The sequence below is a fragment of the Drancourtella sp. An12 genome, from assembly GCF_002160935.1.
Classification (GTDB): Bacteria; Bacillota; Clostridia; order Lachnospirales; family Lachnospiraceae; genus Sellimonas; species Sellimonas catena.
Genome location: NZ_NFLO01000003.1, coordinates 148,731 through 170,189, shown reverse-complemented (window position 1 = coordinate 170,189; position 21,459 = coordinate 148,731). Strand labels below are relative to the sequence as shown.

21 protein-coding genes are annotated in these 21,459 nt (G+C 47.5%); 16 read left to right on the top strand and 5 right to left on the bottom strand.

Translation table 11 applies throughout. The features are described 5' to 3' along the window. Positions 1 to 14: 14 nt before the first annotated feature. The 3 genes from B5E64_RS04880 to B5E64_RS04870 are packed head-to-tail and all read left to right on the top strand — an operon-like array spanning position 15 to position 2,294. Positions 15 to 983 (top strand): dipeptidase, encoded by a 969-nt coding sequence (locus B5E64_RS04880; RefSeq protein ID WP_087167404.1) that lies wholly within the window; start codon positions 15 to 17, stop codon positions 981 to 983. Positions 984 to 1,009: 26 nt separating this feature from the next. Then, the gene (locus B5E64_RS04875) at positions 1,010 to 1,807 is read left to right on the top strand and encodes a DUF1835 domain-containing protein (protein ID WP_087167403.1); all 798 of its coding nucleotides are present in this window, start codon (positions 1,010 to 1,012) and stop codon (positions 1,805 to 1,807) included. Then, positions 1,767 to 2,294 (top strand): GNAT family N-acetyltransferase, encoded by a 528-nt coding sequence (locus tag B5E64_RS04870; protein WP_162610133.1) that lies wholly within the window; start codon positions 1,767 to 1,769, stop codon positions 2,292 to 2,294. The genes B5E64_RS04875 and B5E64_RS04870 overlap by 41 nt, the downstream gene beginning before the upstream one ends. A gap of 99 nt (positions 2,295 to 2,393) precedes the next feature. Here B5E64_RS04870 and B5E64_RS04865 read toward each other — a convergent pair whose 3' ends face one another. From B5E64_RS04865 to B5E64_RS04845, 5 genes are all read right to left on the bottom strand, one after another. Further along, positions 2,394 to 3,641, bottom strand: a complete 1,248-nt coding sequence (locus B5E64_RS04865; protein WP_087167401.1) for an MFS transporter — start codon at positions 3,639 to 3,641, stop codon at positions 2,394 to 2,396. Between the two features lie 127 nt (positions 3,642 to 3,768). Beyond that, the gene (locus B5E64_RS04860) at positions 3,769 to 4,200 is read right to left on the bottom strand and encodes a MarR family transcriptional regulator (protein ID WP_087167400.1); all 432 of its coding nucleotides are present in this window, start codon (positions 4,198 to 4,200) and stop codon (positions 3,769 to 3,771) included. A 147-nt stretch (positions 4,201 to 4,347) separates the two neighbouring features. Next, entirely contained in the window at positions 4,348 to 4,878 is a 531-nt protein-coding gene (locus B5E64_RS04855) for a GNAT family N-acetyltransferase (RefSeq protein WP_087167399.1), read from the bottom strand. A gap of 121 nt (positions 4,879 to 4,999) precedes the next feature. Continuing rightward, on the bottom strand, positions 5,000 to 5,617 hold the full coding sequence (locus B5E64_RS04850) for a non-canonical purine NTP pyrophosphatase (RefSeq protein WP_087167398.1): 618 nt from the start codon (positions 5,615 to 5,617) through the stop codon (positions 5,000 to 5,002). 89 nt (positions 5,618 to 5,706) lie between these two features. Beyond that, positions 5,707 to 6,933 (bottom strand): argininosuccinate synthase, encoded by a 1,227-nt coding sequence (locus B5E64_RS04845; protein WP_087167397.1) that lies wholly within the window; start codon positions 6,931 to 6,933, stop codon positions 5,707 to 5,709. Between the two features lie 290 nt (positions 6,934 to 7,223). Here B5E64_RS04845 and argC point away from each other — a divergent pair, with 290 nt between their 5' ends. The 13 genes from argC (at position 7,224) to lepA (ending at position 21,455) form a co-directional block, all read left to right on the top strand. Then, complete coding sequence (argC, locus tag B5E64_RS04840; RefSeq protein WP_087167521.1) at positions 7,224 to 8,264, top strand: N-acetyl-gamma-glutamyl-phosphate reductase; 1,041 nt, start codon at positions 7,224 to 7,226, stop codon at positions 8,262 to 8,264. Positions 8,265 to 8,270: 6 nt separating this feature from the next. Then, positions 8,271 to 8,717 carry a GNAT family N-acetyltransferase gene (locus tag B5E64_RS04835; RefSeq protein ID WP_087167396.1) on the top strand — a complete coding sequence of 149 codons (447 nt, stop codon included), beginning with the start codon at positions 8,271 to 8,273 and terminating at the stop codon, positions 8,715 to 8,717. A gap of 42 nt (positions 8,718 to 8,759) precedes the next feature. After that, on the top strand, positions 8,760 to 9,983 hold the full coding sequence (argJ, locus tag B5E64_RS04830) for a bifunctional glutamate N-acetyltransferase/amino-acid acetyltransferase ArgJ (protein WP_087167395.1): 1,224 nt from the start codon (positions 8,760 to 8,762) through the stop codon (positions 9,981 to 9,983). Positions 9,984 to 9,995: 12 nt separating this feature from the next. Then, positions 9,996 to 10,892 (top strand): acetylglutamate kinase, encoded by an 897-nt coding sequence (gene argB, locus B5E64_RS04825; RefSeq protein WP_087167394.1) that lies wholly within the window; start codon positions 9,996 to 9,998, stop codon positions 10,890 to 10,892. Next, the gene (locus tag B5E64_RS04820; protein ID WP_087167393.1) at positions 10,885 to 12,066 is read left to right on the top strand and encodes an aspartate aminotransferase family protein; all 1,182 of its coding nucleotides are present in this window, start codon (positions 10,885 to 10,887) and stop codon (positions 12,064 to 12,066) included. Before argB ends, B5E64_RS04820 begins: the two co-directional genes overlap by 8 nt. A gap of 64 nt (positions 12,067 to 12,130) precedes the next feature. Continuing rightward, entirely contained in the window at positions 12,131 to 12,562 is a 432-nt protein-coding gene (locus B5E64_RS04815; protein WP_087167392.1) for a DMT family transporter, read from the top strand. A gap of 81 nt (positions 12,563 to 12,643) precedes the next feature. Next, positions 12,644 to 13,294, top strand: a complete 651-nt coding sequence (locus B5E64_RS04810; protein WP_087167391.1) for a helix-hairpin-helix domain-containing protein — start codon at positions 12,644 to 12,646, stop codon at positions 13,292 to 13,294. 12 nt (positions 13,295 to 13,306) lie between these two features. Next, positions 13,307 to 13,996 carry a response regulator transcription factor gene (locus tag B5E64_RS04805; RefSeq protein ID WP_087167390.1) on the top strand — a complete coding sequence of 230 codons (690 nt, stop codon included), beginning with the start codon at positions 13,307 to 13,309 and terminating at the stop codon, positions 13,994 to 13,996. After that, entirely contained in the window at positions 13,953 to 15,428 is a 1,476-nt protein-coding gene (locus tag B5E64_RS04800; protein ID WP_087167389.1) for an ATP-binding protein, read from the top strand. Before B5E64_RS04805 ends, B5E64_RS04800 begins: the two co-directional genes overlap by 44 nt. 12 nt (positions 15,429 to 15,440) lie before the next feature. Continuing rightward, entirely contained in the window at positions 15,441 to 16,376 is a 936-nt protein-coding gene (locus tag B5E64_RS04795) for a GerMN domain-containing protein (RefSeq protein WP_087167388.1), read from the top strand. A gap of 3 nt (positions 16,377 to 16,379) precedes the next feature. Beyond that, positions 16,380 to 18,578 (top strand): DNA internalization-related competence protein ComEC/Rec2, encoded by a 2,199-nt coding sequence (locus B5E64_RS04790; protein WP_087167387.1) that lies wholly within the window; start codon positions 16,380 to 16,382, stop codon positions 18,576 to 18,578. Between the two features lie 40 nt (positions 18,579 to 18,618). Continuing rightward, entirely contained in the window at positions 18,619 to 19,596 is a 978-nt protein-coding gene (gene holA, locus B5E64_RS04785) for a DNA polymerase III subunit delta (RefSeq protein ID WP_087167386.1), read from the top strand. 44 nt (positions 19,597 to 19,640) lie between these two features. Beyond that, positions 19,641 to 21,455, top strand: a complete 1,815-nt coding sequence (gene lepA, locus B5E64_RS04780; protein ID WP_087167385.1) for a translation elongation factor 4 — start codon at positions 19,641 to 19,643, stop codon at positions 21,453 to 21,455. Positions 21,456 to 21,459 lie beyond the last annotated feature (4 nt).

Below are 21,459 nucleotides of genomic sequence, written 5' to 3'. Positions count from 1 at the left end.
AGGAGTCGTTTCTTATGAATCTGATTGACATGCACTGTGATACGGTATGTGAATTATTGTCCGAAAATATGCCGGATCAGGATCTGAAAAAGAACCATCTGAAGGTAGATATAGAAAAAATGAAGCGGGGAGGATCCATGGCACAGTTTTTTGCCTGCTTTGTGCCGCTGGTGGAATTTCTTGGAAAATCGAAGCACGAACAGGCATATGAATATGTCAGAAGGATGGCCACGTATCTGAAAAAACAGATCTGGATCTATCCGGATGAGATTGCTTTTGCAGGAAATGGAAGCGACCTCGAACGGAACAGGAAGGCAGGAAAGATTTCCGCCTTTCTGACACTGGAAGAGGGTGGAGTGATCCATGGAGAGCTGGAACGGGTGCAGGGACTGTATGATATGGGAATCCGCCTGATCACATTGACGTGGAATTATGAAAACTGCATCGGTTATCCGAACAGCCCGGATGCACAGGTGATGGGAAAGGGATTGAAGCAGTTTGGCTTTTCCGTGGTTGAGGAAATGAACCGGATCGGGATGATTATCGACGTCTCCCATCTGTCAGAGGGCGGCTTCTGGGATGTGGTTTCTCACAGCAAAACCCCTCCGGTGGCGTCTCATTCCAATGCGCGGGCGCTTCGGAATCATCCGAGAAATCTTTCGGATGAACAGATCCGGGCGCTTGCCGAAAAAGGAGGGATTGCCGGCCTGAATTTTTATCAGGAGTTTCTTGGGGAAAGCGGTTCCTGCCTGATCGAAGAGATGGTAAGTCATGTCCGGCATATGTACCAGAAAGGCGGAGAAGATGTTATCGCTATTGGAACGGATTTTGACGGCTTTGGAGGAGCAGAGAAGATGGAGATCGAAGACATCGGTGCGATGCCCCTTCTTTACGACGCGCTCGGAAAGGCCGGATTTACCGGGCGACAACGGGAAAAGATCTGGTACGGCAACGCAAAACGTGTGATTGATACAGTACTTTAGTTGATAATTTTTTGAGGGAGAAATATATGGTAGAAGTAGTATTTGGTGCAAGTGAGGCGGCTTCATTGAAAATGTCCCGGCTGCGAAACCGGGCGGACGAGATTATCTGTCTGGATCTGGGACTGGACGTTGGAGAGATCCGGAATCTGGATAATGAAAGCAAAAGAAGCAATGCGCAGGAAACCCTGTTCCGTGACGGGACAAAAGCGGGAGAGCGTGTGTGGAAAGAATATAAAGAACGAGTCAACAGATACAGTGTGATGTCGGAGAGATTGAGAACGCTTGCGGCAGAGGGGAAAACAATCCGTATCTGGTACGGCAAAGCACCTTATGAAGTGTGCGGCTATTATTATACCTGCCACCTGTTAAACGATTTGACCGACCAGATTTCGGCAGTGAAACTGCCGGACGTCCTGTTCCGTCAGGATACCAACATGCCATATGAGGTATCTACGATGGGAGAGATTGTGCATGAGGAATTTCCATCGCTCCTTGCGTATGAAAAACCGTTGAATGAGTGGGAAATCCAGATCGGGACGATGCACTGGGAGAGACTTGTGCAGGAGAACGCAGTACTCAGAGCCTCTGTCAATGGAAAACCGATGAGCGTTCGGGAATCCTTTTATGACTTCATGATCGAAAACACGTTGACAGAAGAACCGCAACAAGAAGCAGAGGTTCTTGGAAACGTTCTGGGAGAATATGAGCCGGGAATCGGAGACGGCTGGCTGGCACACCGGATTGAAGCCGGGATCAGGAAAGGAACAGTCCGGATCGCAAAAGATGACAGAAATCCATTTGAAAGATGGATCTGCAAGAAATAAAGGAGGAGACAGCATGATCCGGAGAGGCGTGACCGAGGATCTTGCGGCGGTTGCCAGAATTCATGTAGATGCATGGAAACAGGTCTACAGGGGAATCATGCCGGAAGAAGTACTTGAGAAACGAAATTATGACGAGCAGCGACAGGCATGGGAGAGAAAGCTGGAAAAGGGAGAAGAAGATCTGTATGTGTATGAGATCAACGGAAACATCGCTGGATTTGCTTCCTGCCGTGTGATCGATGAGGGACATGCGGAGATCGATACCTTATACTTCGATGAAAAGTATCGGGGAAAAGGCTATGGAACACAGATGTTGGAATATATGTTTCAGATATTAGGACCGAAAAGAAAAGTGTCCCTATGGTGCGTGAAAGAAAATCCAAACCGGAAATTTTATGAGGCAAATGGCGGAAGTCCGGGGCGGGAAAAAGAGGTGCTGATTGGCGGGAAACAAGTTGCCGGAATTCAGTATACATTTGAAAGATAAAAGAGAAACATAGCGTATTGCCAAAGCGGACCCCGGCAGCCGGTGAGCTGTCGGGGCCACGCTTTTTATCTTTTTGGAGATTTTAGTGAATCAGGATTTCTAATTTGTCTTTTCCTCATTACACCTTTTTTCTGATGCCTCTGTTTTTACCGAATACCGGATAAACACAAGGCTGGTCAGCAGAATCATGCAAAGGCCGGAAATGAAAAACCAGACATTCACGCCTACTTGTTCTGCTATCGGACTGCTGAAAAGTAATCCAATCGGCATTGTAACGGAAGAAATCAAAGTAAGTACCGAAAATGCCCGTCCCATTTTTTCGGGAGCAACGGTTTCCTGTATATAAGCAGTCAGTGGAATTGTATGAACATTTCCGGAAGCGCCCAGGCAGATACAGCTTGCTGCAAAGAAGAACCAGCCAACATAAGTCGGAGGTATGACGCCACAGATCAGAGATGTGCTCCCCATTCCAAACAGACCGATAAAAGAAACCCTGATTTTACGTTCTACTTTTAAAACGCTGGAAAACAGGAGGGATGCTACCATCATGCCGACGGCAAAGGACAGCTCCACAGCACTGCCGTGCATGGCTGACAACTGAAAATAATCGCTTGTCATCAATGGATAAAAAGAAGAGAGCGGTGCGTAAAAGAACATGCAAAGTGCTTCTGCGGCAACAATGTAAAACAGTCGTTTATCTTCTTTAAATACCTGTAACCCCTCTTTGATTTCTGCAACAAAATGCTGTTCTTCCTTGTCTGTTTTTTCCAGCTTCGGGATTTTCACAATGGCTAATGCGCTGCTTGCTAAAATTGCTCCTGCCACATCACTCACCAAAACGATGGACATAGGGAAGAGCGAGTATAAAACTGCGCCGATGACCGGCCCGATCAGGAAAGAACCGGAACTTAAAAGCTGCATCCACCCATTGGTTTTGATCAGTTGGTCTTTTGGTACAAGCTGCGGAATAATGGACTGTATGGCCGGCTGCTGAAAGGTGCTGCCAATCCCTCTGACACAAAGCATAATACATACTGTCCATACAGGCAGGTCAAAAAAGTACAGCATCACTGCGTAAATCAGTGCAGTGATTCCCATTGCCATGTCCGAAAAAATAGAGATAAACTTTCGGTTGTAACGGTCTGCCGCAATGCCTGCAATCGGGCTGAATAACGACATCGGGAGATAGGCGACAAGTCCTGATATTCCCAGCATGAAAGGCGAAGATGTCTTCTCAGCAAGCCACCAGATCAAGGCAAACTGAACACCGTGGCTGCCCAGCATGGAAACTGCCTGTCCTAATGCAACGATGATAAATTGTGATTTCCACTTTTGTATTTTTTTCATATTCAATTGTCCTCTCATTTTCAAAATAGTTTTTCAAACAGGGGACAATATCAAGTACGATAATCCCCTTAGCGTACTGATGCCGACATCAAGCCACCTCCCTTCCAAAGATCATTCTTCCCTGTATTTATAGCAGGGCTTCCATATATTTCTTTAATCCGTCACGATATTTTTTCGTAAGAGCCAGGTATTGTTGCTGTTCTTCCGGAGTCCACTCACTCCAGATTTTGTTTTCGATTTCGTGTAAAGGATAGATTTTTTCCAATGAAAATTTCTGCCCTTTTTCAGTCAGACAGAGAATGGTATTTCTGCCTTTCCCCTGTTCCAGATATACAATTTCTTCTTTTTCTAACTTGCGGATGGCAGAATTGATGGTCTGGCGGCTGATGCCTGTGAGTCTGCTGATCTCACTTTGCAGACATTTTCCACCTTTCTCGCAGAGTACATATAAAATATTCTGAACACTGTCTGAAATTCCCGTTTTTACAGCGGCTTCATGATATAAAGCATTGATTTCGCCTGCCAAATAAGTATATTGTTCTGCTCCTAAGTAGTGCATATGCTCACCCCTTGTCCGATTTCGTACATTGTATATTATATCCGATTTCGGACATAAGTCAAGAGATTTTTTATGAAATAGCAGGGAAATGAAAAAACGGACAGTTGCGTCTGCAAATGTCCGTTTTTAGCTTATAAGGAAATTCGTTTATTCCACTGTAATCCAGTACCGCTCAAAGTTTACCTGTTCTTCCGGTTCCCAGACAGTGCCGTCATAAACGCCGCCGTTTGCAAGGATCGTCTTCCGGCTTGCAACATTGGTATCCACGCAGGAGACCATTACCTTTTCCAGTCCGAGTTCTTTGCAGTATGGAAGACAGTCGTGAAGCATCTGCTTTGCGTATCCCTTACGACGTTCGCTTGGACGGATGGAGTAGCCGATATGTCCGCCGTATGTTTCCAGAAATGGAGTAAAGGAGTGACGGATCTGGATGGTACCGAGGATTTTGCCGTCAGACTCTCTGACATAGATAAACTGAGTCGATGGTACCATATCCTCAGGGATATCATCGCCCTTTTCAAAGCGTACTGTGTGTGCTACCCATTCTGCCGGATCTTCCATGTCGGCCAGAGGGCCGCAGCCATTGAGAGGGCTCCCCGCATCGAGAAACTCCTGACGATAGGAGCGGATCTCATCCGAAAAGGAAATGTCCGGTCGTTTCAGTGTTAAGATTTCCATTTTTCTTTCCCTCCCTCACAGGTATGATTCTAATAATCTTACCAGAATAGGAGCGGGAATTCCAGTGCTTTTTCTCAAAAGACACATTTTATGGATAATAGGTGTCAGTTTTCTGAAAAAATTAACGCATCCCATCACGGCAATGCGCCTCAAAAAAGGCACGGTAACCGGCATCGACCGTGGAGGAATCCTCTTCCTGATCGGGAAGATCGTAGTAATACTTCCTCGTTTTACAGTCCAGAGAAAGGCTGTCCAGAGGGTATCCTGCCACCCGTTTTGAATGTGGAGTATCTGTCAGAAGAAAGGGCTCGGTCCAGATGCTTTCGTCCATACTGCTGTAAATATGATCCGGATCAAAAATGAGGCAGACTGCATTTTTGTATCTTCCGGTCAGTGTACCTCCGTGTTTTCCGGCAAGATCGGAATAATAGGAAATCATTTCTTCGTCGGTCAGGGAACGACCGCCGACCCGGCGGATATGGGTGCCCGGCTGCAATTCGTCCGGGAGTTCTTCAAAATACAATCCGCTGTCACAGGAAAAAAGCGGGGTATGGAGTGCTTCGTAGTAGATCTTTGCTTTCAGAACCGCATTTTCCAGAGGATTCTTCCCGGTTTCTGCTACATCAGGAAGGGGCAGATTCAGATCGCAAAGTCCGGTCAGTTCGATGGACAGTGAATCTAGTACCCGCCTCATGGAATCGAGTTTGGCAGGATTGGTTGTTGCGTAGAGTAAAATCATATTTTTCACCTCTGATACGTAAACATGCCAAAACTTCCGGAGAATAAACATTCCCCGGAAGCTGGTTTATAATTATGCATGATTATGAATTATTTCTGATTATTTTTCTCTTCCATCAGCTTCATGGCGCGAACTTTCAACGGAAGTCCGAACAGGTTGATGAAGCCGTCAGCGTCGTGGTGATCGTAAAGATCGCCGGTTGTAAAGCTTGCAAGTGATTCATTGTACAGAGAATATGGAGAGGTTGTTCCGGCTTTGATGATGTTGCCTTTATACAGTCTGAATTTTACTTCTCCTGTCACATATTTCTGTGTGGATGTTACAAATGCCTGGATTGCTTCGCGAAGCGGTGTAAACCATTTTCCTTCGTAGACAACCTGAGCAAGTTTGTTGCCCATGTTTTTCTTCACTTCATAAGTAGCGCGGTCGAGAACGAGTTCTTCCAGCTGCTGATGTGCTTCCATCAGGATCGTTCCGCCAGGAGTTTCATAGACACCACGGGACTTCATGCCGACAACACGGTTTTCCACGATATCGATGATACCGATGCCGTGTTTTCCGCCGAGTTTGTTGAGCTCTGTGATGATTTCGGAAACTTTCATCTCTTTTCCGTTCAGAGTTTTCGGCACGCCGCTTTCAAAAGTCATGGTTACTTCTTCCGGTTCATCCGGTGCTTTTTCCGGTGTTACGGTAAGTACAAGCAGATCATCGTAGTTTGGAGCCTGGGACGGATCTTCCAGTTCCAGACCTTCGTGGCTGATATGCCAGAGGTTCCGGTCACGGCTGTAGCTGTGTTTTGTATCAAATGGAAGATCAATGCCGTGCTGTTTGCAGTATTCGATCTCATCTTCACGGGACTGCATGGTCCACAGATCTGTCATTCTCCATGGAGCGATGATCTTCAGATCCGGTGCGAGAGCAGTGATTCCAAGTTCAAAGCGGATCTGGTCATTTCCTTTTCCGGTTGCACCGTGGCAGATTGCTACGGCATTTTCTTTTCTTGCGATTTCCACAAGTTTCTTTGCAATTCCCGGACGAGCCATCGCAGTACCGAGCAGGTATTTGTTTTCGTAAACAGCGCCTGCCTGTACGCAAGGCATAATGTAGTCTTCGCAGAATTCATCTACGATATTTTCAATATAAAGCTTGCTTGCGCCGGACATTTTCGCACGTTCTTCCAGTCCGTCAAGCTCCTCTCCCTGACCGCAGTCGATACAGCAGCAGATGACATCATAGTTAAACGTTTCCTTCAGCCACGGGATGACAGCGGTAGTATCCAGTCCGCCTGAGTACGCCAGTACAACTTTTTCTTTCATATCTATATCCTCCTGAAATTTTGTTTTCGTCAATCACATGTGTTACTATACACCTTTTTTTATAATTATGCAACAGAAAAATGTAGAAAATCAGATAAAAATAAAAGTTTTTTCGAGGAGCAATGCATAATACACAAAAAAATATTCATAAAAGAAGAATAATTATACAAAAAATATGTGTATTTATACTTGTGAAAGGAAAAAAAAGGTTGTATACTAAAGACTACAAGCAAAACAGCTCGATTCCAACAGAGCATTCTATAGAAAGAAAAGAAAGGATCGAAAGAATCATGATAAAAGCAGGAATCATCGGAGCGACTGGATATGCCGGAGGAGAACTGGTCCGGATCCTGATGGGTCACAAGGACGTGGAGATCAAATGGTACGGTTCCAGAAGTTATATCGATCAGAAATACGCAGCAGTTTACCAGAATATGTTTCAGATTGTGGAGGACGTCTGTAAGGATGACAATATGGAGGAACTCGCAGATCAGGTGGATGTGATCTTCACAGCAACGCCGCAGGGATTTTGCGCTTCCTTATTAAATGAAGACATTCTCTCCAAAGTCAAAGTGATTGACTTAAGCGCGGATTTCCGTATTAAAGATCAGAATGTATACGAGGAATGGTACAAGATCGAGCACAAGAGTCCGCAGTTTCTGCCGGAGGCGGTGTATGGACTCTGTGAGATCAACCGGGAGCAGATCAAAGGGGCGCGGATTCTCGCCAATCCGGGATGCTATCCGACCTGTTCGATTCTCTCCATCTATCCGCTTGCAAAAGAAGGACTGATCGATATGAATACACTGATTATCGATGCCAAGTCCGGGACATCCGGAGCGGGAAGAGGAGCAAAGGTGGACAATCTTTACTGCGAAGTGAATGAAAACATCAAAGCATACGGAGTGGCCTCCCACCGGCACACACCGGAGATCGAGGAGCAGCTGACCTACGCATCCGGTGTAAAGACGGTCCTGAATTTTACACCGCATCTGGTGCCGATGAACCGGGGAATTCTGGTGACAGCCTATGCTTCCTTAAAGAAAGAAGTTTCCTATGAAGAAGTGAAAGCAGTCTATGACCGCTATTATGAGAATGAGCAGTTCGTAAGAGTGCTTGAGAAAGGCATCTGCCCGCAGACCAAATGGGTGGAAGGCAGCAATTATGTAGATGTGAACTTCCAGCTTGACCCGCGGACGGGCAGAGTGATCATGATGGGAGCAATGGACAATCTGGTGAAAGGAGCAGCAGGACAGGCGGTACAGAATATGAATCTGATGTTTGGTCTTCCGGAGAACGAAGGACTGAATCTCGTACCGATGTTCCCGTAAGAGAAAATGAAGATTCGGATAATGACAATTGAGGATTATGACCAGGTGTATCACCTCTGGAAAACGATTCATGGATTTGGAATCCGCAGCATCGACGACTCAAGAGAGGGTGTGGAACGTTTCCTGAAGAGGAATCCGACGACCAGTGTAGTGGCAGAAGAGGACGGGAAGATCGTAGGATGCATTCTCTGCGGTCACGATGGAAGAAGAGGATGCTTTTACCACGTCTGTGTAGAGGAGGCATACCGCAAGCACGGAATCGGGCGCCAGATGGTGGCTGCGTCCATGCGGGCGCTGCAGGCAGAGGGGATCAACAAGGTATCTCTGATTGCCTTTACAAAAAATGATATCGGGAATGCATTCTGGAACCGGATCGGATGGACGAAACGGGAAGACCTGAATTATTATGATTTCACTTTAAATGAAGAAAATATTACAGTATTTATAGAATAAAGATGCCGGGCAGAATCCGGGATCAGAACGGAGGATGGGAACATGAAGATAGTAGAAGGCGGAGTGACAAAGGCAAAAGGATTTGAGGCAGCAAGCACCGCAGCGAAGATCAAATACGAGGGCAGGACGGATATGGCACTGATTTACAGTGAAAAGCCGTGCGCGGCAGCGGGAACATTCACGACGAATGTCGTAAAAGCAGCGCCGGTGAAATGGGACCGTCAGGTAGTGGATTCCGGGAAACCGGTACATGCTGTCGTTGTTAACTCCGGCATTGCAAATGCCTGTACCGGAGAAGAAGGAATGTATTACTGTGAGGAGACTGCCAGGGCGGCAGCGGAAGCACTCGGAATTCCGGCGGACAGCGTAGCCCTTGGATCGACCGGAGAGATCGGACGCCAGCTCCCGATTGACCGTATGAAAGCAGGAGTCAAAGCACTTGCGGAGAAAAAGAATGATTCCATCGAGAATGGAACACTGGCGGCAAAAGCCATCATGACGACAGATACCGTAGAGAAGGAACTGGCAGCTGAGATCGAAGTTGGCGGCGTGACAGTGACTATCGGTGGAATGGCAAAAGGTTCCGGAATGATTCATCCGAATATGTGCACGATGTTAAGTTTCATCACCACAGACGCAGTCATTTCCAAAGAGGCGCTTCAGAAGGCGCTGAGCGCGGATGTGCAGGATACTTATAACATGATCTCCGTAGATGGAGACACCTCCACAAATGACACCGTACTTCTCCTTGCAAACGGAGCAGCCGGAAATGAGGAGATCAAAGAGGGAACACCGGAGTATGAGGCATTCTGCCAGGCACTTCATGAGATCAATGTTTATCTGGCAAAGAAGATTGCAGGAGACGGCGAGGGAGCCACGGCTCTGTTTGAGGCAAAAGTCATCGGAGCCGAGACAAAAGAGCAGGCAAAGACCCTGGCAAAATCCATCGTATGCTCTGACCTTACGAAGACAGCCATTGCAGGACACGATGCCAACTGGGGACGAATCTTCTGCGCCATGGGATATTCAGGGGCACAGTTTGATCCGGAGAAGGTTGATCTGTTCTTCGAGAGCAAGGCAGGAAAGATTCAGATTACGGAAAACGGTACTGCTGTTGCCTACAGCGAGGAAAAAGCGACAGAGATTCTCTCGCAGCCGGAAGTGACAGCCATTGCGGACATCAAGATGGGAACGGAAGAAGCATCTGCATGGGGATGCGACCTTACATATGATTATATTAAAATCAATGCGGACTACAGAAGCTAGGAGGTAGGAAAAATGGACAAGAGTATGCAGAAATATCTGGACAAGGCAGAAGTGCTGATTGAAGCGCTCCCGTACATTCAGCGTTTCAACAGAAAGATCATCGTAGTAAAATACGGCGGAAGCGCCATGCTCGATGAGGAACAGGAAAAGAGAGTCATCCAGGATGTAGTCCTGTTAAAGCTCTGTGGATTCAAGCCGATTATCGTTCATGGCGGCGGCAAGGAGATCAGCAAGTGGGTTGACAAAGTCGGAAAGGAAACGAAGTTTGTCAACGGATTCCGCGTAACAGATGAAGAGACGATGGAGATTGCGGAGATGGTACTTTCCAAAGTCAACAAAAAGCTGGTACAGCTCGTGGAAGAGCTTGGAATTAAATCCATCGGAGTCAGCGGCATTGACGGCGGACTTCTGAAAGTGACGAAAAAATACGTGGACGGCGAGGACATCGGATATGTAGGAAGCGTCTGCGACGTAGAGCCGAAGATCCTCTTTGACCTTCTGGAAAAAGATTTCCTTCCGGTAGTCTGCTCCGTTGGTCTGGACAATGATTTCCAGGCATACAATGTCAATGCGGACGAAGCTGCATGTGCTATCGCAAAAGCGGTGAAAGCGGAGAAACTTGCCTTCCTGACAGATATCGAAGGTGTCTACAAAGATCCAAAAGATCCGGAAACATTGATTCCGGAGCTTTCCGCAGAAGACGCGATCCGTCTGATCAATGAAGGCTACATCGAAGGCGGTATGCTTCCGAAGCTGAAAAGCTGCATCGATGCGCTGGAAAACGGAGTTTCCCGGATTCATATTCTGGACGGCCGGATTCCGCATTGCCTGCTGCTTGAGATCTTTACCAACAAAGGAATTGGTACAGCAATTTTAAATGACAAGGAGTGTCGGTATTATCATGGATAAATCATATATGGACTCCGTACAGAATGCGCTTGTACACACATACAATCCGGCTCCAGTGATCCTGGAGTATGGAAAAGGTGCGTATCTGTACGATACGGAGGGTAAAGCTTATCTGGATTTCGCGGCCGGATATGCGGTAAATTCTCTCGGATACGGAAATAAAGAGTGGAATGAGGCTCTGAAAAGCCAGATTGACAAGCTGGCCCACACTTCTAATCTTTACTATCATACAAGAACAAAAGAGGCGGCAGAAGCGCTGAAGAGGGTGTCCGGGATGGACCGGATCTTTTTCTGCAACAGTGGCGGCGAGGCGGTGGAAGGTGCATTGAAAGCATCAAGAAAATACGCCTATACAAAAAAGAGTGGAAGATTTGAATGGATTGCCATGGAAGAATCTTTCCACGGACGGGGATTCGGTTCTGTTTCCGTGACAGGCCACAAAGCTTATCAGGAGCCGTTTGAGCCGCTTGTTCCGGGTGTGAAGTTTGCAAAGCTTAATGATCTGGACAGTGTGAAAGCACTGGTGACAGACAGGACCTGCGCCATCATTGTAGAGCCGGTGCAGGGCGAAGGCGGAATTAACGTGGCGACGGAAGAATTCATGAAAGGAATCCGCAAGATCTGTGATGAAAACGATATTCTGATGATCTGCGATGAAGTACAGTGCGGCATGGGCCGGACCGGCTCCTTCTTTGCATGGCAGGAATACGGCGTGCGTCCGGATATTATGACTATGGCAAAAGCCATTGGAAGCGGATTCCCGGTAGGGGCGTTTGCCATGACGGAGAAAGTGGCAGAGTATTCACTTGCCCCGGGAGACCACGGTACGACTTACGGCGGCGGACCGCTTGCCTGTGCGGCTGTGGCAAAGACCGTTGAGATCTTTGAAGAGAAACACATTCCGGAGCATGTTAAGGAAATCGGAGCTTATCTGAAAAAACAGCTTGAGGAACTGGCAAAGAAACACGACTGCATTCTGGCCTGCAAAGGAAAAGGTCTGATGCAGGGAATACAGCTCAGTATTTCTCCGGCGGAAGTGACGAAAAAAGCACTGGAAAAGGGACTGCTTCTGATCAGCGCAGGAAGTGACGTAATCCGGTTTGTACCGCCTCTGATTATCACAGAAAAAGAAGTGGACGAACTGATACGGATTCTGGATGAGATCCTGGAATAAAGAATAAAAACCGGCATACTGGAAAGACTACTTTCTTATATAGAAGAAAGGAGGGATTTCCGGTATGACCGGTTTTATTATTGCATTGATTTCCGGTGCGCTGATGAGTGTGCAGGGTGTTTTTAATACACAGGTGACGAAGACAGCGGGAATGTGGGTCAGTAATATGTGGGTCCAGTTTTCTGCATTTATCGTCTGTCTGATCGTCTGGTTTTTTGCAGGCAGGGATTCCGTTGGAAGTCTGATGGAAGTACAGCCAAAGTATATGCTGCTTGGAGGAGCCATTGGTGCGGGCATCACCTGGACTGTAATCAAAAGCATGGATCAGCTGGGGCCGGCAAAGGCGGCGCTTCTTATTGTCATTGCGCAGTTGATAGTGGCTTATGTCATTGAACTTTTCGGACTCTTTGGAATGGACAAAAGTCCGTTTGAATGGAGAAAGGCGGGAGGGCTTCTGCTTGCGCTGATCGGAATTGCGATTTTCCAGTGGAAATAGAGTTGTAATTTAAAAAGAAATTCGTTACAATAGAACTATCTGCATAGAGGGGGCTTTTATCGGCTGCGGTAAAGGAGTACTATGCATAGAAAGAAAAGAAAATTGTTTTGTATGGCGGCAGTTCTGATTTTTCTGGTGTTTGCAGGATGCGGCGGTAAGGAGGCCGAACCGGAAGAGACGGTGGTGCTTCTGGAGGAAGAGTCAGAGAAAGAGGCTGTTTTGGAAGAAGATACTGAGCAGAAATCTGCCGGGGAAGAAGAGTCAAAAGACCGGAAGAAGACAGAGCCGGAGATGATTGTTGTCTACGTCTGCGGGGAAGTCCAAAAAGAAGGTGTTGTGACGCTTCCTGCCGGAAGCAGAGTTTATCAGGCGATCGAGATGGCGGGCGGCGTGACTGAGGAGGCCGAGGCTTCCTGGCTGAATCTGGCGGAGGTTCTGACAGATGGAGCCAGGATTTACGTGCCGGACAAAGAGGAAGTAAGCGGAGCAAATCCGGCAATCCCGCAAGGAGCCGGAAGCGGATCCCCGGAAGCAGCCGGTGGGCTGGTCAATCTCAACCAGGCTTCCAGGGAGGAACTGATGACGCTTCCGGGGATCGGTGAGGCAAAGGCTGAGGCGATTCTTCAGTACAGAACAGAACATGGGAACTTTGATTCCATCGATGAAATTAAAAATATTTCCGGTATCAAGGATGGAGTTTTTGAAAAGATTAAAGATAAGATAACAGTGTAGCGAGGGAGAAACATGGCAAAAAGGGTATTGGTTGTAGACGATGAAAAACTGATTGTAAAAGGAATACGCTTCAGTCTGGAACAGGACGGCATGGAAGTGGACTGCGCATACGACGGGGAAGAAGCTTTGGCCTATGCACGGGACAATGATTACGACATGATTCTTCTGGATATCATGCTTCCGAAGCTGGACGGGTTTGAAGTATGCCAGCAGATCAGAGAATTTTCGGATGTACCGATTGTGATGCTGACGGCAAAAGGCGACGACATGGACAAGATTCTTGGACTCGAGTATGGTGCGGACGACTATATCACAAAGCCGTTTAATATTCTGGAGGTAAAGGCAAGGATCAAGGCCATCATGCGCCGGACAGGCAAGAAGGAAAAAGATGGAAAAGATGCGAAGGTCATTGTCAAAGGAGACTTAAAGCTTGACTGTGAGAGCAGAAGAGTATTTTCCAAAGACAGAGAGATTAACCTGACGGCAAAAGAATTTGATCTTCTGGAACTTCTGGCCCACAACCCGAACAAGGTATATTCCAGAGAGGATCTGTTAAATCTTGTCTGGGGATATGAGTATCCGGGCGATGCAAGGACTGTGGATGTACATATCAGAAGACTTCGTGAGAAGATCGAAGTGAACCCGAGTGATCCGAAATATGTATATACAAAATGGGGAGTTGGTTACTATTTTAGGGGGTAAGTTAAAACTCAGGCACCATCCGTTTAAAAGTCTCAGGTTTCTGATTTTCCTGCTGATTCTTTTTATGGGAATGGTGCCGTGTCTGATTTTACGTTTTGTGGTTCTGCGGTCCAACGAGAGCCACTCTGTCTCAATCCGCATGGCAGAGATTCAGAATCAGTGTACGATTCTCTGCAACCAGCTTTCCGTGCTGGACACACTTTCGGGAGATATCCCGGAGACGATCGACGCGGAGATCACACAGTTTTCCAACATTTATAACGGCCGGGTCATGATTATCGATCAGTCTTACCGGATCATTGAGGATTCGTACGATCTGGATGCGGGCAAGACGATCATTTCCGGTGATGTGATCAAGTGTTTTGAAGGTGAAACAGTCAGCAATTATGATGACCGGAACAGCTATATCGAAGTGACATCTCCGATTCAGGGGACTGCGTCCAAAGAGATTGTCGGTGTTATGCTCGCAAGTGTTTCCACGGACAATATTGTGGATATTCAGGAAAATCTGAGACAGACGCTGGATATTATCATCATTACGGTGTTTGTTGTATTGATTGCGGTGGGCGTGCTGATCAGCTTTTACATTACGCGTCCGCTGAACCGGATTACAAAAGCAGTCGAAAACATGACAGAAAGTTATGAGGAAGACGATCTCCATGAAAATGCATTTCTGGAGACCATCCGGTTTTCGGAGGCGTTCAACAAGATGATCGGAAGGTTCAAGGTTCTGGACGAATCGAGACAGGAATTTGTTTCTAATGTCTCACATGAGTTGAAGACGCCGCTTACTTCCATGAAGGTGCTGGCGGATTCTCTTCTTTCCCAGGAGGAAGTGCCGGCAGAGCTCTACCGGGAGTTTATGGGAGATATGTCGGAGGAGATCGAACGGGAGAACAAGATTATCAACGATCTCTTGTCTCTTGTGAAGATGGATAAGACTTCCAACGATATGAATATCGAAATGCTGGATATTAACCTCATCGTAGAGCGGATTTTAAAAAGACTCAAGCCGATCGCGCAGAAACAAAATATCGAGCTTGTATTTGAGACATTCCGTACAGTGGAGGCGGAAGTAGATGAGACAAAACTTTCCCTCGCAGTCAGCAATCTGGTGGAAAATGCCATCAAGTACAATCATGAAAATGGCTGGGTGCATGTATCGTTAAACGCAGACCATAAGTTTTTCTATTTAAAAGTGGCGGATTCCGGAATGGGAATTCCAAAAGAAGCGCAGGAACATATTTTCGAGAGATTCTACCGCGTGGACAAATCTCATTCCAGGGAAATCGGAGGAACGGGACTTGGGCTTGCCATTGCACGAAGCGCTGTGATCATGCACAGAGGGGCTATCAAAGTGTACAGTGAAGAAGGGGAGGGCACGACGTTTACCGTGCGGATTCCGTTGAAATATGTGGCAAATGCAAAATAAGAGGAGGAGACCATGAAAGGAAAAAGGATTGTATCATTTCTGCTTGTCATACTCATGGCGTCTGGTCTCCTGTCCGGCTGCAGGAGAGGAGAGCAGGTCAAGCAGGGAGAGTTTGGACTGTTTTACTTAAGTGCGGATAAGACGGAACTTGTGAGAATTGCCGGGGAAAAGAAAGACGGGTCAAAGGCGGAGCAGGTACAGTATGTGCTGGATGCACTGGAAAAACCGGCTGAAGAGTCAGAGGACTATCAGACCCCGTTTCAGAATGACGTGAGGGTGGAAGAGTTTGAGATCGACGGAAAACAGGTGGATCTTACTTTTAATGAGAAATACACATCTCTGGATGCCGCAGAAGAAGTGCTTTTGAGAGCGGCGGTTGTAAAATCACTGGTACAGATCTCCGGGATCGATTATGTCTCTTTTTATATCGGAGAGGAGCCTTTGATGGCGGCAGACAATACGCCGGTCGGCCTGATGAGTAACGAGGATTTTATACAGAATGTCGGATCTTCGCTCCACTCCTATCAGTCTACGTCACTGACGCTTTATTTCGCCAACAAAGACGGGGACAAACTGGTTAAGGAAACGGTAAATAATGTCCGGTACAACAGTAATATCTCCATGGAACGTCTGGTGATTGAGCAGCTGTTGAAGGGGCCGTCCTCTTCGGGAGCCTATGCAACGATTCCGGCCAATACCAAGATCTTGAGTGTATCCACAAGGGATCAGATCTGCTATGTCAATTTTGATCAGGAACTGATGAACATGAAATCCAATGTAAAGCCTGAGATCCTGATTTACTCGATCGTCAATTCGATTGTGGAGAGCGGGATGGCAGGCCAGGTACAGATTTCCATCAACGGTGAGAGTAATATCAACTTCGGCGAAAGCGTTCCGCTGGACCAGCCGCTGTCGAGAAATCTGGATCTTGTAGAAGGAGAAAAATAAAGATTGAAAAACAGGCCGCTTGCAGTAATGTGCCTTGTTTTTCTTGTGATCCGCTGTCTGGTCTTCTGGGCGGGAGCCAAATGGGAGTTCCCGCCGGAAGTACTGCGGATGGACGGAGAAAAGATCTGTGTGAGCGGGCGTATTTTTAAAAGAGAACAAAGGGAAAAGGGCCCGACATGGTATCTTCGTGCGGGAGACAGGGCGTATATCATCTACAGCTCCGAGTGGAGCGATTACAGGATCGGCAATACGATCATAGTCACAGGCACCTTTCATCTGTTTGAAAGGGCTTCTAATCCGGGAACATTCGATTCCCGGTCTTATTATCAGAATCAGAATATCTACGGAATGATCTTTTCGGAATCAATCAAAGTTACAGACAACACAATTCAATATGGAAAAGAATGGATTGCCTCTCTTCGGGAGCGGTGGAAGAAAGAACTTCTGGACAGAATGGGGGACGAGGGTGCGGTTTTAAGCGGAATTCTCCTGGGAGATAAAAGTGCCCTGGATCCGGAGGTGAAAGAGCTGTATCAGAAAAACGGAATTGCTCATCTTCTGGCGGTCTCGGGGCTTCATGTGTCCTTTATCGGCCTTTTGATTTACCGGACAATGCGAAAGGCGGGAGTCCCGTTTTCTGGAAGCGCCGCCCTGGGCATCCTTGTTTTGCTCCCGTATGCAGTGATGACGGGATTCAGTGTCTCGGCAAGAAGAGCAGTTTACATGTATTTTATCCGGATGGGAGCAGAGGTGACGGGAAGAGTCTATGACCTTTTGACAAGCCTTGTCGTTTCCGCTGCTGTGATTGTGGGGACAGCGCCTCTTTCCGTATTTGATCCGGGATTTCTCCTCTCGTTTGGTGCGATCTTTGCCATCTGGGGAGGGGAAGAGCTGCGAATCCGGTTGGAGGAACTGAAAGACAAGGAAAGAAAAAAAGAGAAAACTCCTGGAATAAAAAGGAAGAAAACCATCCGGCAGAAACTGCTTTGGGCAGCGTATCCGGGGCTGTGCATTCAGCTTCTGACCTTTCCGGTCCTTCTTTCTTCCTATTATGAATTTCCGCTGTACTCGGTCCTTGTGAATATCTGGGTAATTCCGATGATGTCGGTTGTCATGGGAGCCGGTCTTTTGGGAAGCATCTGCTGTCTGGTGCTGCCCCCTCTTGCGGATGTCATTCTCTGGATCAGTAAGGCGGTTCTGATGTTTTACGAATGGAACTGCCGGATCATGCTGAAACTGCCTTTGGCAAGAATTGTCACCGGAAAACCGGATACAATCCAGATTCTTCTCTATCTGTTTTTACTGATGCTGGTATATCTGCTGTTCCGAAAAGGAAAGGAAAAATCGGGGATGTCCGCCCTTATATTTGCACTGACTCTGCTTCTTGGCCCATGGAGCCAGCATTACGGAGAGCTGAAAGTCACCATGATAGACGTGGGTCAGGGGGACGGGATTTTGATCCGGATGCCGGGAGGACTGGACTGTCTGGTAGACGGAGGAAGCACATCGGAAGAGATGCTGGCAAAATACACGCTGGAGCCGTTTCTGGAAAGCAAGAGAATCCGGATGTTGGATTATGTCCTGATTTCCCATGGAGATACGGATCACATCAGCGGGATACAGGAAATGCTGGAGCGCCAGGAGGTGGGCGTCGGCATCCGGACACTGGTTCTGCCCGAGCAGCATCTGTGGGATGAAGGTCTTGAAAATCTGGCACGGACCGCAAAAAGAGCAGGGACAAAAGTGCGGACCATGAAAGCGGGGGAAGCAATCCGGGACAGGGCAGGGACAGAGCTTTCCTGTCTTGGCCCTTCCGAAGAATATGGAGGAGAACCGGGAAATGAAGCATCCATGATTTTAAAACTTTCCAGCGGGAAGTTTTCCATGCTCTTTACCGGGGATCTGGAAGGAGCAGGAGAAGAAGACTTCTTACAGGGAGAAAGCGGTTCAGGAACCTATACCGTACTGAAAGTTCCCCATCACGGTTCTGACGGAGCAGCGACAGAAGCGTTTTTAGAACAGAACAATGCAAGGTATGCACTGATTTCTGCGGGAAAAGACAATCCATACGGACATCCGGGAGAAAAGCTTCTGAAACGTCTGGAAACCTGTGGAATCCAGACATTCTGTACAAAAGAGGACGGAGCCATCACATTGCTGGTCAAAGGGGAGACAATGACCATCCGAAAATTTTTGGAATAGGGTGTTTACGGAAAAACATGTTCTATGCTAGAATAGCGGTATGAAAAGTTTAAATGAAGATCTCAAAACAGGACAATTTAAACAGGTATATCTTTTGTACGGTGAGGAGAGCTATCTCAAAAAGCAGTATAAGGACAGGCTTTCCAAGGCGATGCTCCCCGAAGGGGATACGATGAACTATGCGTATTACGAGGGGAAGGGAACGGATGTCAGGCAGGTCATCGATCTTGCCGAGACGATTCCGTTCTTCGCCCCGCGACGACTGATTGTGATGGAGGACACCGGATTTTTCAAAGGCGCCTCTCCGGAGCTTGCGGAGTATATCCGCAGCATGCCGGAGACGACGTGCTTTCTTTTTGTGGAGAGCGAAGTGGACAAGCGGGGAAAGCTTTACAAGGCGGTAAAGGAAAAAGGGCGCATTGTGGAGATGGCCAGACAGGACGGCAGTACTTTGCAGAAATGGGTACTCTCCATGGTGAAGAAGGAAGGACGGCAGATTACCCAGTCGACGGTCCGGTATTTTCTCACGAAAGTCGGGGAAGATATGGAAAATATCCACGGCGAGCTTGAGAAGCTGTTCTGCTATACTCTTGGGAAACAAGAGATTACCATTCATGATATAGAAGAAATCTGTACGACCCACATAGACAACAAGATTTTCGACATGGTCAATGCCGTGGCAGATCAGAAGCAGAAGCAGGCGCTGATGTATTATTATGATCTGCTGGCCTTAAAAGAGCCGCCGATGCGGATTCTCTTTCTGATGACACGGCAGTTCCGGATCCTGCTGGAAGTATCTGAGATGAACAGACGGGGATACGGGAAAAAAGAGATCAGTGAAAATGTCAAGGTTCCGCCGTTTGCGGTGGGACGCTATCTGGCACAGGCACAGAAGTTTTCTCCTTCCAGTCTTCGGCAGATTCTGGAGGACTGTGCTTCGACAGAAGAGGAGGTCAAGACAGGAAGGCTTGCCGATACAATGGCGGTGGAGCTTCTGATTGTACAATACAGTAGTTAATATAAGATACAGCAGTTATAATGAGTTGATTGGAGGATTTTACATTGTCAGTAATTGATCAAAAACATATACGGAATTTCTGCATCATTGCCCATATCGACCATGGGAAGTCGACGCTTGCGGACCGGATCATTGAAGATACCGGACTTCTGACAAGCAGGGAGATGCAGTCCCAGGTACTGGATAATATGGATCTGGAACGGGAAAGAGGAATCACAATCAAGGCACAGACAGTCCGCACAGTCTACAAGGCAAAGGACGGGGAGGAATACGTTTTCAACCTGATTGACACGCCGGGACATGTGGACTTTAACTATGAGGTATCCAGAAGCCTTGCGGCCTGCGACGGGGCAATTCTCGTGGTGGACGCGGCACAGGGCGTGGAAGCACAGACGCTTGCAAATGTCTATCTGGCACTGGATCACGATCTGGATGTTTTTCCGGTGATCAACAAGGTAGATCTGCCGAGTGCGGATCCGGACCGTGTGGCAGAAGAAATTGAAGACGTCATCGGAATTGAAGCCACAGACGCACCGCGGATCTCCGCCAAGACCGGACTGAATATCGACCAGGTGCTCGAAGAGATCGTGCATAAGATTCCGGCACCGGAAGGAGATCCGGAGGCCCCGCTTCAGGCACTGATCTTTGATTCGGTCTATGATTCCTATAAAGGAGTCATCGTATTCTGCCGGATCAAAGAAGGAACCGTAAAAAAAGGAACCAAAATCCAGATGATGGCAACCGGGGCAAAAGAAGAGGTTGTAGAAGTCGGCTACTTCGGAGCCGGACGCTTTATTCCATGTGACGAACTGAGCGCAGGAATGGTCGGCTATATCACCGCCAGCATCAAAAATGTAAAAGACGCCAGAGTCGGCGATACCGTTACAGACGCAGATCGTCCGTGCGACGAGCCGCTTCCGGGATATAAGAAAGTCAACCCGATGGTATACTGCGGTATGTACCCGGCAGACGGAGCCAAGTACCCGGATCTCCGGGATGCCCTTGAGAAGCTTCAGCTAAACGACGCTTCCCTTCAGTTTGAGCCGGAGACGTCCATTGCACTCGGATTCGGATTCCGCTGCGGATTTTTAGGACTGCTTCATCTGGAAATTATCCAGGAGCGTCTGGAGAGAGAATACAATCTGGATCTCGTCACAACCGCACCAAGCGTTATCTATAAAGTCCACAAGACTAACGGCGAAGTCATCGAACTTACAAATCCGTCCAACCTGCCGGAACCAAGTGAGATCGACTACATGGAAGAGCCGATGGTCAAAGCGGAGATCATGGTAACCTCCGAATTCATCGGGGCAATCATGGACCTCTGTCAGGAACGAAGAGGCGAATACCAGGGAATGGAATACATCGAGGCGACCAGAGCGGTCCTTCACTACCACTTGCCGCTCAATGAAATTATCTACGATTTCTTTGACGCCCTGAAATCCAGATCCAGAGGATACGCATCCTTCGACTATGAGATGCTCGGATACAAACAGTCCTCCCTCGTGAAACTCGACATTCTTGTCAACAAAGAAGAGGTGGATGCCCTTTCTTTCATCGTCTTTGAAGGAAGCGCTTACGACAGAGGACGCAAGATGTGCGAAAAATTAAAAGAAGAAATTCCAAGACAGCTGTTTGAGATTCCGATCCAGGCAGCCATCGGCGGAAAGATCATTGCAAGAGAAACAGTAAAAGCACTCAGAAAAGACGTCCTTGCAAAATGTTATGGAGGAGATATCTCCCGAAAACGGAAACTCCTCGAAAAACAGAAAGAAGGAAAGAAACGAATGCGCCAGGTAGGAAACGTAGAGATTCCACAGAAAGCATTCATGAGCGTACTGAAACTCGACGACAAATAGTCAG

Coding starts and splice junctions, on each gene's coding strand:
- argJ (WP_087167395.1), top strand. CDS start 8,760: ATGAAGATAGTAGAAGGCGGAGTGACAAAGGCAAAAGGATTTGAGGCA.
- argB (WP_087167394.1), top strand. CDS start 9,996: ATGGACAAGAGTATGCAGAAATATCTGGACAAGGCAGAAGTGCTGATT.
- B5E64_RS04800 (WP_087167389.1), top strand. CDS start 13,953: ATGTATATACAAAATGGGGAGTTGGTTACTATTTTAGGGGGTAAGTTA.
- holA (WP_087167386.1), top strand. CDS start 18,619: ATGAAAAGTTTAAATGAAGATCTCAAAACAGGACAATTTAAACAGGTA.
- B5E64_RS04815 (WP_087167392.1), top strand. CDS start 12,131: ATGACCGGTTTTATTATTGCATTGATTTCCGGTGCGCTGATGAGTGTG.
- B5E64_RS04810 (WP_087167391.1), top strand. CDS start 12,644: ATGCATAGAAAGAAAAGAAAATTGTTTTGTATGGCGGCAGTTCTGATT.
- B5E64_RS04880 (WP_087167404.1), top strand. CDS start 15: ATGAATCTGATTGACATGCACTGTGATACGGTATGTGAATTATTGTCC.
- B5E64_RS04835 (WP_087167396.1), top strand. CDS start 8,271: ATGAAGATTCGGATAATGACAATTGAGGATTATGACCAGGTGTATCAC.
- B5E64_RS04860 (WP_087167400.1), bottom strand. CDS start 4,200: ATGCACTACTTAGGAGCAGAACAATATACTTATTTGGCAGGCGAAATC.
- B5E64_RS04875 (WP_087167403.1), top strand. CDS start 1,010: ATGGTAGAAGTAGTATTTGGTGCAAGTGAGGCGGCTTCATTGAAAATG.
- B5E64_RS04870 (WP_162610133.1), top strand. CDS start 1,767: ATGACAGAAATCCATTTGAAAGATGGATCTGCAAGAAATAAAGGAGGA.
- B5E64_RS04820 (WP_087167393.1), top strand. CDS start 10,885: ATGGATAAATCATATATGGACTCCGTACAGAATGCGCTTGTACACACA.
- B5E64_RS04805 (WP_087167390.1), top strand. CDS start 13,307: ATGGCAAAAAGGGTATTGGTTGTAGACGATGAAAAACTGATTGTAAAA.
- B5E64_RS04865 (WP_087167401.1), bottom strand. CDS start 3,641: ATGAAAAAAATACAAAAGTGGAAATCACAATTTATCATCGTTGCATTA.
- B5E64_RS04795 (WP_087167388.1), top strand. CDS start 15,441: ATGAAAGGAAAAAGGATTGTATCATTTCTGCTTGTCATACTCATGGCG.
- B5E64_RS04850 (WP_087167398.1), bottom strand. CDS start 5,617: ATGATTTTACTCTACGCAACAACCAATCCTGCCAAACTCGATTCCATG.
- B5E64_RS04855 (WP_087167399.1), bottom strand. CDS start 4,878: ATGGAAATCTTAACACTGAAACGACCGGACATTTCCTTTTCGGATGAG.
- B5E64_RS04845 (WP_087167397.1), bottom strand. CDS start 6,933: ATGAAAGAAAAAGTTGTACTGGCGTACTCAGGCGGACTGGATACTACC.
- argC (WP_087167521.1), top strand. CDS start 7,224: ATGATAAAAGCAGGAATCATCGGAGCGACTGGATATGCCGGAGGAGAA.